This is a genomic window from uncultured Flavobacterium sp. (assembly GCF_951805225.1).
Lineage (GTDB): Bacteria > Bacteroidota > Bacteroidia > Flavobacteriales > Flavobacteriaceae > Flavobacterium.
Genome location: NZ_OX638201.1, coordinates 2716305 through 2733091, shown reverse-complemented (window position 1 = coordinate 2733091; position 16787 = coordinate 2716305). Strand labels below are relative to the sequence as shown.

Annotated in this window: 8 protein-coding genes; all 8 read left to right on the top strand. The window is 33.5% G+C overall.

What is annotated here, in order from left to right; all coding sequences use genetic code 11:
- Position 1: 1 nt before the first annotated feature.
- The 8 genes from WN975_RS10810 (at position 2) to WN975_RS10775 (ending at position 16655) form a co-directional block, all read left to right on the top strand.
- Positions 2-733: an outer membrane beta-barrel protein gene (locus tag WN975_RS10810; protein WP_337966537.1), complete on the top strand. Its 732-nt coding sequence runs from the start codon at positions 2-4 to the stop codon at positions 731-733.
- A 31-nt stretch (positions 734-764) separates the two neighbouring features.
- A complete protein-coding gene (locus WN975_RS10805) occupies positions 765-2729 on the top strand; it encodes a T9SS type A sorting domain-containing protein (protein ID WP_337966536.1) in 1965 nt (654 codons plus the stop codon).
- Positions 2730-3009: 280 nt separating this feature from the next.
- Positions 3010-12798, top strand: coding sequence for a SpvB/TcaC N-terminal domain-containing protein (locus WN975_RS10800; protein ID WP_337966535.1), 9789 nt, complete (start codon positions 3010-3012; stop codon positions 12796-12798).
- Positions 12798-13610, top strand: a complete 813-nt coding sequence (locus WN975_RS10795) for a hypothetical protein (RefSeq protein WP_337966534.1) — start codon at positions 12798-12800, stop codon at positions 13608-13610. The genes WN975_RS10800 and WN975_RS10795 overlap by 1 nt, the downstream gene beginning before the upstream one ends.
- A gap of 219 nt (positions 13611-13829) precedes the next feature.
- A complete protein-coding gene (locus tag WN975_RS10790; RefSeq protein ID WP_337966533.1) occupies positions 13830-14663 on the top strand; it encodes a hypothetical protein in 834 nt (277 codons plus the stop codon).
- Between the two features lie 438 nt (positions 14664-15101).
- Complete coding sequence (locus tag WN975_RS10785) at positions 15102-15230, top strand: hypothetical protein (RefSeq protein WP_337966532.1); 129 nt, start codon at positions 15102-15104, stop codon at positions 15228-15230.
- On the top strand, positions 15230-15862 hold the full coding sequence (locus WN975_RS10780; RefSeq protein ID WP_337966531.1) for a hypothetical protein: 633 nt from the start codon (positions 15230-15232) through the stop codon (positions 15860-15862). The genes WN975_RS10785 and WN975_RS10780 overlap by 1 nt, the downstream gene beginning before the upstream one ends.
- 148 nt (positions 15863-16010) lie before the next feature.
- Positions 16011-16655, top strand: coding sequence for a hypothetical protein (locus WN975_RS10775; RefSeq protein WP_337966530.1), 645 nt, complete (start codon positions 16011-16013; stop codon positions 16653-16655).
- Positions 16656-16787: the final 132 nt, after the last annotated feature.

Genomic DNA, 16787 nt, shown 5'->3' with positions numbered 1-16787 from the left:
CATGAAAAAATTTATTATACTTCTATTATTAGTAAGTACAAAATCGCTATTTGCACAAGGTGACAGAGAGATTACTTACGGTCTTTTTGCAGGCGGAATCTATTCTAAAATGTCTAATCTTCCGGATGTAATTGTTCCAAAAGGAATTTACGAGGGTTATACTTTTACCGAAGATGGAAAGTTTGGCGGCACAGCAGGTCTTATGATCAATTGGAAATATCCTTATGCAAAAGTTAGTATTCAAACCGAACTTTCATATTCCGGACAAAGTACAGATTTGAATTATGAAGATACGAAAGGACTCAAATATAAAATGACTTTTGGTTACAGTTATATCAATGTTGGAGCACAATTTAAATATTATCCTGTCGAAGGATTTTATATTGGCGCAGGTCCTTATTTGGGATTCAATATTGCGAGTGATAATATAAAATATACCTCAAATGCTCAGGAAGTTTTTGGCGGTTCAGGGGCTTATTTTGAGCCGGATGCCAATGTTCAGAAAGTGCTAAAAGAATCTTTGACCGGTAAAAATTATTTCTACGGAATGTTATCTGCCGGATATGAGTTTAGTTCGAATCTTTCTATTGGAGCGCGATATACTTTGGGACTTACAGATGCTTTGGCCACCGAAGAAAATGGTCATCGCTATAGCGAAAACAATAATAAAATCAATAGTATTTCATTGATTATTGGTTACTCATTTGACTTTGATGATTTAGCCAATTTCTAATCGTTTGCCATGCTTTAAAAACATAGGAATTATGTATAAAAAGATTTTTTTAATCGCTTTTTTTGGAATTTTATTGGGAGGTAATGCTGTTTTTTCTCAAAAGAAAGTTTTACCCGGATTAGTAGAAGAACCACAATATTGGATAAAATCCCGAAATAGCGGAGACGCTTATTATTGGGAAAGTTTGACAAAAAAAGAAGCTAAAATATCAGGAAGAAAACACACCGGAGCTGTTTTTAATTTTAATCCAAGTATTGTTTTTGATACAACGCAGGATTCTTTGATCTTGCCTTTGGGAACAGATAGTAAAAGAAAACAGACTTTGTTTATGGTTTACAAAGTAAAAGATAGTTTGAAAGAACAATTTTTATGGACCATAAACGATCCTAAAAAAACACTTTCGGTTGCGACCAATAAACGATTAGTCGATTTAAAGAAATTCTCTTATCAAACCTATCAGGAAAAAATTAAACCGCATAAAGCGAACATACATTTTTTTCAGCAAAACGTAACAGATAGTGTTGCAAAGTTATCGTCTTTAACTATTGGACAAAAGTCAAAATTTGAAAAACTTCCGCCAGAAGAATTTAAAGGAAATATAAGTGAAATTCTGGTTTATAACAGAGTTTTGTCCGGGCTTGAAACTCAAAAAGTAGCCAGTTATTTAGCCATTAAATATGGTATTTCGCTTTCACAGTTTGATATCAAAAATTACCTGAATAGTAAAGGTGAAACGATTTGGGATATCGAAAAACACAAAGGATTTGAATCTTCCATTACAGGAATTGGGCGTGATGATGCCAGCGGATTATTACAAACCAAAAGTAATAATATGATTGATGAAGGACTTTTGACAATTGAGCTTAAAAGTAAATCAGATAAAATTCCGGATAATTATTTTGCTTTTTGGAGTGATAATGGTAAAAACCTTTTGGTTAAAAAACAAGAACAAGGAGAACCAATTGGGATTTCAAGAGAATGGCAATTGGATTTTTCTAATCCCGCTGATTTAAGTTTGGATTGGAGTTTTAATCCGAATTTTATAAAAGGGACATTACCAAAAGATACCTATTACTGGTTGTTGGTTGATTATTCCGGCAAAGGAACTTATGACGAAAAAGATTCTGAATACGTTCGTTTGGCGAGTACTTCTAGTAAAGAAAAACTAACACTGAACGATTTTAATTGGGACAAACAAAAAAACGGTAAAGCAAAATTTACACTAAAAGTTGCGCCGGAAATGTTCAGCAGAGTCTGGATTACTGAAGCTAATTGCGGAGTTGCCGGATCTGGAGAATTAAATTATACCATAGAAGGAGGTCAGGCGCCATTTACCGTTACCGTTAAAAAAGAAGGAAGTGAAGCCGTAGTCAAACAATGGAATCAAGCGGCAAAAAGTACTTCAGGATTACAGCTTTCGTCAGGAACTTATGATTATATCGTACGAGACGGAAAAGGAAATTTATATTCAGAAACCGTTTTTGTTGCTGATAAACAAGGAACATTCCCTAATCTTAAACCAAATTATTTGTTGACAGATGGCAATGCTTTAACCTTTGATGCAAGCGAAGGTTTACCAAATGGCAATTATCAATATCAATGGTTTTATGAAGGTGATTTTATCGATAATAACCCAAAAATACTAATTGATCAGCCAGGTAATTATGAATTGAGATTACTAAATGGTCAGGAATGTAAAACATCTACAAAGATTGTAGTAGCAACAGACGGAAAAGAAATTACAGATTCGAGTGTGTTGATTTTATATCCAAATCCTACAATAGACGGGCAATTTTCGATCGCAATGCAGTTTCCTAAAAAGACAAACACAACAATTTCTATTTATAGTCCAACCGGTTCGCTGGTAAAACAAAAACAGTTGCCGCAAATAGAAACTTATTTGTACGATGAGAGTATTAAAAGCGCTGCAGGAATGTATTTAGTTACTGTGAATTCTGATTTTGGTACTAAAACTTTTAAAGTTATTGTGAAGTAATCTAAAGCTGTTTTTCAAAATAGATTAATAAGGATTAAGCACTGAAAATTTTATTTAACACATAGAAACATAGATTTTTTGGTGTAAAAAAGAATATAAAAAGAAATACATTTCTATCACATAGATAGTTATGTGTATTTGAAATAAGTGAAACGCCTTTTTTCAGAGTCAAACGCTATGTTTCTATGTGTTAGAATTAATTGCACTCAAAGGTTTAAGGATTAGAATATTGAAATAATTAAAAATAAATCGGTTGCCCCATAATCGATTATCATACTTTATGAAAAATAAAATAATAATACTGGTATTTTTAATAGGTTCTTTTTTGTTTGCAGCCAATTTTGGACCTTACAAAATAGCTTCTTTATTTACTGAAACTATTTTAGAAAAGGAAACCGTTATTTCAAAGACAGATTCTATTGGAATCTTTAACAGCGAAAACAAAAACATAAAATCATTTTCTGCAGATATTGCTGAGGGAATTATTGGTACAAAAGACGAAGAAGATATTGACGATGCTTATGATAACGTTTTTCATCTTAAAGTGGATGTTTTGCCATCAAATGAAGAACATGCTTATCTGGAATATGAATTGTACGGTTATGATCAGGCGGCTTCGATTTCAAGAAGTTTAAACAATCAGCCAAGTATTGGAGGGCAATTTTTATCACAAAATAAAAACTGGACTAAACAATCCGAATTACTTTCAGAAAAGTCATTGCGAGAAGGTGATAACGTTTTATTGTTTACCGCTCCCGAAGGAATTTTGAATGGATATAAAGTTAAAAATGTTCGAATTGTCTACAAATCGGTAAAACCTTCCTTTCATTATACGTTACTAAAATCAGAAAATAAACTATACATCAAAGGAACAAATTTTCCTTCTGAGATTAGAAAAATGAGTATTGGCGGAATTGCAATTGATGTAAATCAGCCTGAATTTGAATTGGTATTTGATACTGAAACTTCTGGTAAATCTATTTTGGTTACCAAAGAAACTTCAACAGGAATTATTGTAAATGAGCGATTAGAAACCAATCAATTTCTAAAAGTCGAACGTTTCAGACCAATTGAAAATGCAAAAGAACGTATTTCAAAAATTGTCGATTTTCAGACAGAAAATAAATTAGCATACAAAGATTTTCTGGCTGTTTTTCCGGTTGGAGCTTTAAAAAATAATATATCAGTTTCTGTAAGCGGATTACGAAAAATTGACGTTGCGCCACTGAATGCTGCAATGGTAAACGTTACGGGAACAAATGCCGGTTTTAGATTATTGCCACACGGAACTATTTTTGAAAAAGCAGTAACATTATCACTTCCATTTGATAAAAAAGCAATTCCCGAAGGTTATACAGAAAAAGATATTAATGTATTTTATTTTGATGAAAATAAGAGATTGTGGCAGGAAGTAACCAAAGATTCCTTAGATATTAAACAAGGAATTATCAAGGCTAAAACGACTCATTTTACGGATTTTATCGCCGGAATTATCAAAATGCCGGAATCTCCGGAAACTTCAAGTTATACACCAACGAGTATTAAAGATCTAAAAGCGGCAAGTCCGTTAGTAGGAATTCAGTCATTTGCTCCGCCTTCTCCAAACGGAAGAGGAACAGCAAGTACAGGTTTTTCTGTTGCAATACCAAGCGGAAGAGGAGGAATGCAGCCATCGCTGAATTTGCAATATGATAGTGACGGCGGTCATAGTTGGGCAGGAATGGGCTGGGATATTTCGGCACCAACAGTAAGTATCGAAACCCGTTGGGGAGCGCCACGATATGATGCTTCAAAAGAAACCGAAACGTATTTGATTGGTGGAGAACAATTAATTCCTAATTCGCATAGAGTAGACTGGATTGGACGAACTACAGACAAGCAATTTTACCCAAGACGCGAAGGTGCTTTTCAGCAGATTATCCGTAAAGGATCTTCTCCTAAAAATTATTATTGGGTTGTAAAAGATAAAAGCGGAGTTACGAGTTATTACGGAGGAACGGATTCCGGACTTTCGTCAAATGGAGTTTTGCAGGATGCCAATGGAAACGTTGGACATTGGGGACTTTGTCTGCAAGTCGATTTAAAAGGAAATACAGTTACTTATGAGTACGATAAAAAATACGGTCAACTCTATCTCAAAAAAGTATATTACACCGGTTTTGGATCTGATAAAGGAAACTACAGTGTCACTTTTGTAAAAAGTGGAGATTTAGGAGAAGCAAACCGACCAGACGTACAAATTTCGGCAAGATTAGGATTCAGACAACTGAACGATCAATTGTTGCGAAAAATAGAAGTGCGTTATAAAAACGATATGATTCGCAGTTATGAGCTGAATTATACTTTGGGAGCATTTAAGAAAACATTGCTTAAATCGGTTTCAGAATATGATTCTGAGTCCAAATTGTTTTATACCAATACCTTAGATTATTTTGATGATATTCGTGATGCTTCCGGAAAATACAATCCGTTTGGACCGGAACAAACGTGGAGTGTTCCAAATGATAATCTTAAAAACAGTTCAATTCCTTCGTTTAGTGATATTTTATTTTCAGGAAAGCACTCTTTGGTAAGCAGTTCTGAAGGTTCTACCGCAGGAGTAAGTTACCGTATTGGAGTTGGATTAGCGCTTAATAGCGGAAGTCTGAAAGGTTTTACAGTTGGTGGTCATGGAGGAAATAATTGGGGTTCGTCTGATGTTGCCGTGGTATTAGAAGATCTTGACGGAGACGGATTGCCGGATAAAGTGTTTAAAACCAAAGATGGTGTTTATTATCGAAAAAACTTATCAGCATCTGGACAAAATTCCTTTGGCGATCTGCAAAGCCTTAATATTAGTGATGTTGGATATTCTAAATCAACTTCGTTTAATTGGGGAGTAGATTTGAATTTAAAATACGGAAACATAGGATACGAAGAACAGCGTTCGACCAATAAAACCAAAGTTTATTTTATGGACTTTAATGGTGATGGACTAACGGATTTTGTTCGTAACGGACAAGTATATTATAACCGATTGGAAAATGGAATTCCGACTTTTAGAAATAGCAGTACAGGAACTCCGTCTCCCGTTTTTGGAGGTGGAAATGTGACGATTCCAGGATTTACAACTATTTCGGCAGAAGAAATAGAAAAACAAAATCCGCTGCACGATGTTGTTCGTATGTGGGAAGCTCCTGCAAAAGGAATTATTTCAGTTTCGCATCAATACCAACTTTTAGCAGAATCTACACCGGAACGAATTAAAGCACGTGCAGAATATGTGAATAATGCAGGAACCGATAAAGCAGATGGCGTTCGTTTGTATTTTCAAAAAGGAAACCAATTAGTTTGGAAAGAAGCTATTGGCGCAACTGATTATTCGGTGAAAACCAAACAAAATACAGCGATTTCTGTAGAAAAAGGAGAACGATTGTATTTCAGAGTCAGTTCTGTAAAAGACGGAAATTTTGATACCGTGATTTGGGATCCGGTTATTACGTATTCGCAGGTAAAACAATATGACAGAGATATTAACGGAAATTTAGTAAACAGCGATTTTACAGTTGCTTCAACTTTAAAAGATGTAAATGCTTATTCATTAGCGACCTACAAGGCAAGTACAGATTTTTTTAGCAGTTCTCCTGCCGGAAAAGTAGTTCCTGTTGCCGGAAATGTTTTATTGAAAGGAATATTGAATAAACCTGTTACTTCAGATTATATCAAATTAAAGATTTCCAAAAACTATCTGGATGGTTCCAATCCTTCAGTGGTTTTATTCGAGAAAACTTTCCTGGCAAATGATGTAGCAAATTTCGATTTGTCAACTGTAAGTTTGTCGGCATTCGAAGCCGAAACGCAAATAACCGTAGCATTAGAAACGGAAACAAATATCAATTGGCAAACCATTTCTTTTGCGCCAACGGTAACTGTACCTGTAATTTCAGGAGGAACATTAGAAGAAGTTCCTATGGAAGTTTCTCATTTATTATACAATAAGAGAGAAGGAAATTATGCTATTCCGGGAATAACTACGACTGTAAACGGAAAAGTAAAACTAAATATTTTACCTGCAGATTTGGTTCTGGCTCCGCCTTTTCCTGCCGGAACGGTAAATACTTATAACGGTGATGTTATTTTATCGGCGAAGCAAAATAATGTTTTGTTAGCACGTAAACGATATAAATTAACAACGGGAACTTTGACCGAAGTTATCAATGCTTTTGATAATGCTGTTGATTATCCATTGGCTGTTGCGGGGATTCCAATTCAGTTGGAAGTAACGGTTTCTAATCCGCAATCTGTTGCTATTCTTAGAAATTATCCAAAATTAAATGCGCTAAATATTCAGGTTCAGGTAACCGATTTAAAAGATATAGTGGATCTTACAGATGATGTTGTGTCCAATAATATGACCAATGATTTTGCGATTTACAGCCTTTTAAATACAGATGAAAGAACGCTTGGATTGTATCAGCACAATTGGGGCGGATTTGTTATTAACGGAAATCTGGCTTCGGATACTATCGATCAAACGTTGCTAAAACAATCAGATGCTTACAATACAGAACCTGATTTGAACAATACAGATCCCGAAAATTATAACGGAAAAGGGTATGAAGTTGCCAATAGTTATTTTGTTTCTCTGAATCCATCTTACGCAAGATCAAAATGGGAAGGTCTGGAAGAAGGAATTTATATAAAAGGACAAACAATAGGAACTTCGAGATTGGGAGAAGATGATATTGCCGATTATACTGATTTTTCTATGCCAACTTTAACTGGAGGAAGTACTTCGGCGCTTGATATGATTAACGAAAGCAAGAGTAAAAGTATTTCTGCGGGAGTTTCTGCGGGTCAGGCAAACATTGGTTACAGTAAATCGATTGATGGAGATTCGTATGTGACACAAACGATGAGTGATTTTAATGGCGATAGATTTCCGGATTATATTCGTGGAGAAAACGTACAATTAACCGCTCCTGTTGGATCTGTATCAGATGAGGTTGTCAATCTTGGAGATAATTTCAGTCATTCTAAAACAAGTTCTGAGGGACCTAATTTTGGAGGAAGTTATAGCCACGGATCACCTTCAAATTCCCTGAGTGTCACAATTGGAAAAGCAAGTGTCAAAAAAGATTCTGCAAAAGGCACCGCTTCAGACGAAGCCGAAAAAGGAGGAAACAGCATTTCTGTAAGTGCTTCTAAAGGAAAAGGTGAAGACCGTTCGACAATGATACACAGCGATATTAATGGAGACGGATTGCCGGATAAAATATCAGAATCAGGAGATGTATTTTTGAATACTGGATATGGTTTTTTACCGGTCGAAAAATGGAATTTTGACAGTATAAATAGTGGTAATTCTACAGATTGGAGTGCTGGTTTGGGATATAGTATTAAGCAAGGTTCAATTTCCGGAGGTGCCAATTATTCGAGATCTCAGTCTGATAGTGACGAATCTTTCATGGATATTAACGGTGACGGATTAGCTGATAAAATAAGATATGAGGGAAATAGCATGTTGGTTTCCCTGAATTTAGGAGGCTCTTTTGATACACCAATTAACTATCCGAGATTCGCAGAAATGAACCAGAACAAAGGAGTTAGTTATGGTTTTAATGCCAATGTATCGATCGATATTAGTATCTGGTTGTTACGAATTACACCAACTATTGGAGGAAGTAAAGGATGGAGTACCAATCGTTCTGAGGGGACTTTTACGGATATTGATGGCGACGGAAATCTTGATTATATTATTTCTAAAGATGATGGACATCTTACAGCGCAGCTTTCGAACATTAGAAGAACCAATAAATTAAAAAGCGTTACCAATGCCGCAGGAAATAGTTATGTGGTCGATTATGAATTATTAAAACCAAGTTATGAAAATCCTTCTGCAAAATGGGTTTTACAATCTGTAGATATTTTTGATGGACACGTAGGTGATGGAATCGATCATACGATTGCAAAATTCAGATATGAAGACGGCTATCATGATCGTCGTGAAAGAGAATTTTATGGTTTTGGAAAAATAATTCAGGAACAAATTGACGCTGCCGATAATTCGGTTTTTATGACAACTGTTCAGGAATTTTACAATCAGGATTATTTCCGTAAAAATCTTTTGAAACACAGTTATACAAAAGATAAAAACGGTAAAATGCGTCAGGAGTCAGAAAACGAATATAGTCTTATTGATGTTGCAACGCAGGCAAGCGTTCCGGTATCTGACTTGAATTTACCAATATGTGATGCTAAACGTATTTTTGTGGGATTGATTCATGTCAATCAAAAAGTATATGAAGGCGGAAGCGATTATTTGGAAACTAATACTTTTAATACGTATGATGCGAATGGAAACATCATACAATATGAAGATTTAGGAAACGGAACGGCCGATGATAAAGTAACAGCAAAAATTAGCTATTACGAAAGCACAACGCCTTATTATGGCGGAATTCCGAAACAATTGGAAGTGTTCACAACTGATGGTTTACGTCGTAAAAGAGCTACTTCTATAAATACAACAACAGCAGAAGTTACTCAAATAAAAAATTATAGTGCTGCCGATAAAATTGCACTTACGGATATTGAATATGATACGTACGGAAACCTGCAAAAAATAACAGGGACAGCCAATTACAAAGCACAGCGAATGACATTAGAATATACTTATGATGCAGACAATCATCAGTATATGACGGTAATAAAAGATGCATTTGGGTATCAGAGTAAAATGGAATACGATTATAGTTTTGGAGTTGTATTAAAAACTACAGATCGCAATGATCAAAGTAATATCATCACACTGGATGCTAAGGGACGTCTGGCAACTATAAAAGCACCTTATGAAATTGCTTCAGGAAAACCATATACAATTGCGTATGAATATTTTCCGGAAGCAAAAGTTCCATATGCCAAAACCAAAAATTATGATCCGGAATTAGACAAAGATATTGAGACTTTTACCTACACAGATGGCTTAGGAAGAGCTTTGCAGGTTAAAAAAACAGCAAGTTTATTTACCCAAGCCGGAAGTCCTGATCAGGAAGCCCAAATTGTTTCCGGAAAAACTATTTATGATGGATTAGGAAGACAAACCGCCAGTTATTATCCAACTACGACAACAACTGTAGATAACAATTTTAGCACAGCTTTATCAACAGTAGCACCAACCAAAACGGAATATGATGAGGTTGGGCGTGCTGTAAAAGTGACTCTTCCGGATGGAAGCAGCAATACAACGACATTTGCATTAGAAGATTATGATGGAGTTCCGGCATTGCGAACTACTCAAACCGATGCTTTAAATAAAACAAGTGAAACTTACACAGATGCAACAGGTCTGAATATGGCTAGTAAGCAAAATGATTTGCTTACAAAGTTTGAAACGAATGCTTTGGGCGAAACCATAAAAGTGACGGATGCTATGGATCATATTACCAAAAGCAGTTATGACTGGTTAGGCCGACGTATTGAGTTTACACATCCTGATGCAGGAACAACAACGTTACAATATGATTTGGCAGGTAATTTGACTTCGCGTATTACGCAAGACATCAAAAATACAGTACCAAATGGCGGAGCAATACAATATGAATATAATTTTAATAGACTAGAGTCTATAAAATACCCTAAAAACCCGCAAAATAATGTACAATACAATTATGGCAAAGCCGATGGAACTGCATCACGTAGAGGAAGGCTTTGGTTTGTACAGGATGCGAGTGGAGGACAGGAATTTTTCTATGGAAAACTGGGTGAAGTCGAAAAAGAAATTCGTACGCTTCGTATCACACCAACAGATGTACAGACTTATATTTCTCAATTCGAATACGATACCTGGAACAGAATCCAGAAAATGACTTATCCTGATGGCGAAGTGGTGGATTATACCTATAACCGTGCAGGAAATCTGCAAAGTATGCAAGGGAAGAAAGAAAGCCATACATATGATTATATCAAACAATTGAGTTATGACGAATTTGAGCAACGCAAGTATTTAAAGTATGGTAACGGAACTGAAACCAATTATACTTATGATGCTGTATTGCGCAGATTACAGCAATTGCAGGTAAAAAGCGGTGCAAGACAAGTCATGAATAACAGTTATAGTTATGATTTGGTTGGAAATGTTTTAGGAATTAAAAATACGGCTCCAATCGTAAACAATACCTTAGGCGGAAACTCTAGTCATGAATATCAATACGACGATTTTTACAGGTTAAAATCTGCAAAAGCGACGTATCAGGGCGAGTTTACCAAAGCAAGTTATGAGCTGAATATGAGCTATAATAAGATGCATAATATTACCAATAAAAATTTGGTACATACAGTAAATAATGTGCAAAAAGGGTATGTTTTGGATTATAATTATGACAATGAATTGCATCCTAACGCGCCAAACAAAATTGCCGAAACCGGAAAACAGGAACCGCGACAATATGCGTACGATGGGAACGGAAACCCAACAAGTTATACGGAATATCAAAGTTTCAGAAAAATGACATGGGATGAAGAAAACCGTTTAAGCGGAATCAATGACGACGGTAGAATTCACCAATATACGTATGATGCAAGTGGAGAAAGAGTGATTAAAAGTTCTGGGGATTTTCAAAATGTAGCCATTAATGGTGAAACTGCGGCGACTATAGTCCATACAGATGATTATACAGGCTATGTTTCTCCGTATTTTGTAATAAGCAAAGGAAAGTTTACCAAGCATTATTTTGAAGGTGCAGGACGTATTGTAAGTAAGTTAGGTAACGGAACTTTTGCTCAGCCATTAGGCATTACAGCCGGAGGAGTAAATTATACTAAACTTACCGCTGAGCAACAAAAAGCTTTAGATGCATATGTAAAAAGTTTAGGATTGCCTCCGGGTCCGCCAACACAACAAGGTATTTATGGTACGCCTGAGTTTACAGGTAATCCTTATCCAAGCGGAGTACTAAAACCAGTAGAAGAAAATCAGGAACCACCGGAAGGCTGGCCACGTAAGCCAATTTTTAATGCTCCGGGAGATGTTCCCGGACCGCCAGTACAATTTGGACCACCAATAGAACCTACAACGGTAAAAGCAGGAGAAGGCTTCACAGGAATTGGCATGCCGGAAAATGATATTTTTTACTTTCATCCCGATCATTTAGGAAGTACTTCGTATATTACCACTCGAAACGGCTCTATCTCACAACACGTGGAGTATATTGCATATGGAGAGGTTTTGTTTGAGGAACATTCGAGTTCATTTTCTAGTCCTTATTTGTTTAACGGGAAGGAATTGGATAGGGAGACGAATACTTCCTATTACGGTGCGAGATATTTAGACATGAAGACCAGTTTATGGTTGAGTGTTGACCCTCTTGCTGAAAAGTTTCAAGGTTGGTCTGCGTATAACTATTGTTATAATAATCCCGTTAAGTTTACAGATCCTGATGGTAGAGATCCTGGGGATTATTATACAGAAGAAGGAAAACATTTAGGTAATGATGGAAAAGTAGATGATAAAGTTTATATAACAAATAAAAAAACTATTGATGATAATACAAAAAATAAAAAAGTAAACTGGGATTCAGTAAAATCATCTTCAAATACTACTGACTTTACAGAAAAATACGGTTTGACTCATACCCAAGTATTAGACAGGGCAAACTGGGCTTATGCGGAAGGAAAAGGATATGCTCCGGAATACTATGCTTATTCTATGAATAATTTTCAGAAGGTGGCAGGAAATGAGAAAAAAATGTATTTTTATGGTATGCAGGATACTGACCCAGATACAGGGAAAGTAAGGAGATTGGATAAAAGTAAGTATTTATCAGGTGGCTATGAAAATCAGAGTGGTAAACCGTTTTGGGAAGCTAGAAAAGATTTTTCAAAAATGACTAGTGAAATGATGGGAGAAGTGGCAGCAGTGTTTAAAACGCAGTTGCATCCAGAAAAAGACCCAACTGGTGGTTCTAATCAATGGCGTGGAGGAAAAGGTTCTGGCGAAATGCAGTTAAATTTACCAGCAGGATCTAAATATTGGCATAGATTTTTCAAGTTAAATACAAAATACTCGGGACAAGCAAAAATTATTGAATAATGAGAAAATTGAAAATGAAAAATACGCTTTTATTAAGCTTTTTTTCAATATTGCTTTTTAGCAATTTTACAGAAAATAAAAATCATGAGCAATTTGCATTTGACAAATTAAAATGTGGAAAAATAATATTTAAAGATATTATGTTAGCTAATGTTGAAGGTCAAATTTATGATGATCGAATTTCATTAATTGAGGAAGCTGATAGCGTTACAGAATCTAAGATTTACCCAGTAAAACTAAGTGGTAAATACGAGATCTATCATGGTTGTTATGATTTTATTCCAAATGAAAATCAAATAAACAATAAGGAATATTTGCAGTTTTATGATACAAAAATAAATATCAATTCGCTTTTAGAAAAGAATATAAGTAAAAAAAAGTATTCAGATGAAAATTATATTGTTTTCACAAAAAGTATTGATAGCTTCAGTTTTAATGGAAATGATTTTATTTTATTATCAGCAAGAGATAGACGATTTTTTAGAAATTTAGAAAGAAATTATTGGATATTACTGCAAGTTAAAGATCGAGATGTTATCAAATATTTTTGTTTTATAGATGGATATATTTCTGGCAAAGATTGCTTTGGAGATTTCAATAATGATGGTTTTTTGGATTATATGAATTGGGATTTTAAAAAAGACACGATTCCTTTATATTCTTTAAAAAATAATAACTTTGACATTGATGAGAAACATTTTATAAAAGTGCAGCAATCAAAAGAACAAGTTAAAATGATGAAAGAAAATGGTGTAATATTGCCTTATGACATGTTTGACAGAAAAAAATCTAAATGGTTCTATAAGCTTTAATTCCTGGCTCCGCAAAGTGTAGATGCTTTGCAAATATCTCTGACTTTTCACTTGTAAAATGCACAGATAAAAACGTAATAAAAACAAAAACCTCACTGAGAAGCGAGGTTTTTTTGTTGGTTTAGAATTGTCTTATTTTAATACAAATAAAGTTTTAAAATGACTCTTTAATTCGTGTTATCATATAAATTTAAATGAATTAAAAAATACAAAAGAATTATGAAGATTTATTTTAAACTTGTAATTTTTGCAATTTCTATGTTATTAGTAAGTTGTAAACAAGAGGATAGGAATGTTGTATTTTTTAAAGATACAAAAGCTTATGATTTAGCTAAAGCTGTTGAAAAAGAAGATTTAGATGAAGTTGAAAATTTAGTTAAAAGCGATGCAAAACTACTGGAAGTAATTGATCCTATTTCAGGTTCTAATGTTTTAAGTTTAGCATTGACAATTGAAAATTTTGAATCTTTTAATAAATTATTGGCATTAGGAGCTAATCCAAATTTTATTAATCCTATTACTAAACGAAGTGTTTTAATAGATGCTTCTACTTTTTACAATAAACCAGAACCTTATACTATTGATTTAAGATATATTAGATTATTGTTAGAGAAAGGGGCTAATCCAAATTACATTGTAGAAAATGATTTTACAGACAAAGAAGGGAACTATCACATGGCAACTTCTGCACTTCATGAAGCTAGTGCATTAGATCTGACAATGGTTAAAATCTTAATAAAAGGAGGAGCGAATCCTTATAAAAAATTGGAACAAAATCAAAGCTCTCCTTTTTCAAGTGCTTTAAAAGGATTTAAGAATAAATTCGAGATAACAAATTACTATATTGATAGTTTAAATGTTGATTTAAAAGAGCCATTAAGTATTGTTAATAGACAACCTTCAAATGAATTGACAGAGCTTTATGTACAAGATTATATAAATAATTTTTTTTCTTATGAAAAAGGAACTGAGGGCTATAAAAAGACGCAAAAACTTATTGAGAAACTTAAAAGTAAAGGAGTAAATTTTAATGATTACAAATATAAAATGTGATTTTTTTTTTTGATATATCAATGATAAATAATAGATAGTAATGAGAATATCAATTTACATTTTATTAGTAGTATTTTATATATTGCTTGGATTAGTCGTTATTTTGTGGTTTATGTACCACGGAAGCGGTCATAAGATTCCAATTGAAACAGATAGATCTTTTATTTTTTCGATTTTAATAAATATTCTTATAATTATTGGATTAAAAATTATTTTAAAAAAAATCTCTCGAAGTGAACAGGAATAGAAGAGTTGATTGCTTGGATATTTTCTGTACTCTCATTCTGGCGCTAGCATCTTGCTTATGAATGCAAAGAATGGACAAAGAACAAATAAAAATAAAAACCTTACTGAGAAGCGAGGTTTTTTTTATGTGTTTCGGATTGTCTTATTCTAATATAAATAAAGTTTTAAAATATCTTAGTTGGTGAAACAAATGTGATTGAAAAAGTTGGAGAAAGGATTATAATGCAGGCCGGAAAAGGAAATTATACTAGGATATTAGAAAATGGTGGTTTTCAAATAATTAGAGAAGGAAAAGTGGTTGTAAATAAACTTGTTGAATAATGATAAATAGTAATTTGGAAAGTTTTAATGTAAAAGTATTTAATATTTTAAAGTCGAAAGATGAACTTAAATATTTAGATTATGAAGTTGATCTTTCAAAAAATATAAGCAGGTTCAATTTTAGTAATGGCATTTATTTAGGATTTGATCAGAAGATATATGTTTATTATACAGAAGAGGAAGTATTAAATCAGTCTGTTTATGGTGTGAAACAATATTTAAATTATGATACTACCTTAAAGCAGTTTGATATTGTAGAAGATGCCTTAGAGTATATTGAATATTTACAAAATCTTATAAAATGTAAACAATTAGAGCAATTTTTTTATTTTGAATGTAAATCAAAAAAAACGATTCAGACTTTATGGAAGAAATTTTCATTAAGGATTGTAAATAGCCAAAAAATAGATGATTATGTTGTTAGAATAGATATGTCTGGATTAGATTTCTTCGTTACAATTTGTTTTTTTGCAGCATATGAGTTTGAAGTTGATTTTATACCAGCTGATAAAAATTGGTCTACCCATAAAACAAAGAAATATCTTCATATTGATGATTTATTTGTTGATTTAGAAAATTATACTTTTTATGATTTGATTCCGATAGAAAAACATGAAAGGGATATGTTTTAAATTCTGCTACCGAGCCTGTAATTTACGATTCAATAAAAGATACAGTTTCTAATACACTAAAGCGCCCAACAAAATTACCGAAGCAGAAAAACTACTCTAAGAGAATATGTAGAGATTTATACTATATTTACTGTTAATATAATAAACGATGAAAAAAATAATTTTAGTTGCAATAGCCTTTTTATTTGCAACTGTAGGACACGCCAAATACAATAAAGCAGTTTTGTATATGGAAGACGGATCAATAAAAAAAGGTCTTGCTGAAATGGTAGAAAGTGACGATTCTAAAGTGAATTTCAAAACTGATGAAGAAGCAAAAAAAGAAAAAATTGCAAGTACAGATATCAAAAAAATCGAATATCTATCATCTGATGAGAGTAAGTATATAGCCGAAAGATTATATGCAACAACAGCCAATCTTTTGACCGGAAAATTTTCCAGATCCAGAAAAAAGTTATGGTTTTATATTATTTACGACAAAGATGTAAAAATTGGCGGTATTAGTGCCGAAGGAAGCAGAAGACCAAATGCAGGCGGAACAAGTACCATAGTTACTTTTGCAAATACGGCATATTATTTTGGTAAAAAAAACAGTGAAGAATTGGTTTTTGGTAATGCAACTACAGCTTCAATGGGTTTTGCGATAGGAACAGATTCATTAATCAGAAAAATGTCTAAAGAAGCTTTTGCAGATTGTCCTAAATTAATTGATGCAATCGCAAAAGAAAATTTCAAAAACGGAGATGTTTTGAATCAATTGAAAGCAATTTTCGAAAAGTATAAATGTAAATAAGCATTTTAAAAAATATAGAAAACAAAACCCACTCAAAATGAGTGGGTTTTGTTTTTGATTAACGATAAATTTAGTACTTAAAAATATTAAACAGGAGATTGATTTTTTTTACGTAATTTCATTTCTCAAATT

Coding starts and splice junctions, on each gene's coding strand:
- WN975_RS10810 (WP_337966537.1), top strand. CDS start 2: ATGAAAAAATTTATTATACTTCTATTATTAGTAAGTACAAAATCGCTA.
- WN975_RS10805 (WP_337966536.1), top strand. CDS start 765: ATGTATAAAAAGATTTTTTTAATCGCTTTTTTTGGAATTTTATTGGGA.
- WN975_RS10800 (WP_337966535.1), top strand. CDS start 3,010: ATGAAAAATAAAATAATAATACTGGTATTTTTAATAGGTTCTTTTTTG.
- WN975_RS10795 (WP_337966534.1), top strand. CDS start 12,798: ATGAGAAAATTGAAAATGAAAAATACGCTTTTATTAAGCTTTTTTTCA.
- WN975_RS10790 (WP_337966533.1), top strand. CDS start 13,830: ATGAAGATTTATTTTAAACTTGTAATTTTTGCAATTTCTATGTTATTA.
- WN975_RS10780 (WP_337966531.1), top strand. CDS start 15,230: ATGATAAATAGTAATTTGGAAAGTTTTAATGTAAAAGTATTTAATATT.
- WN975_RS10775 (WP_337966530.1), top strand. CDS start 16,011: ATGAAAAAAATAATTTTAGTTGCAATAGCCTTTTTATTTGCAACTGTA.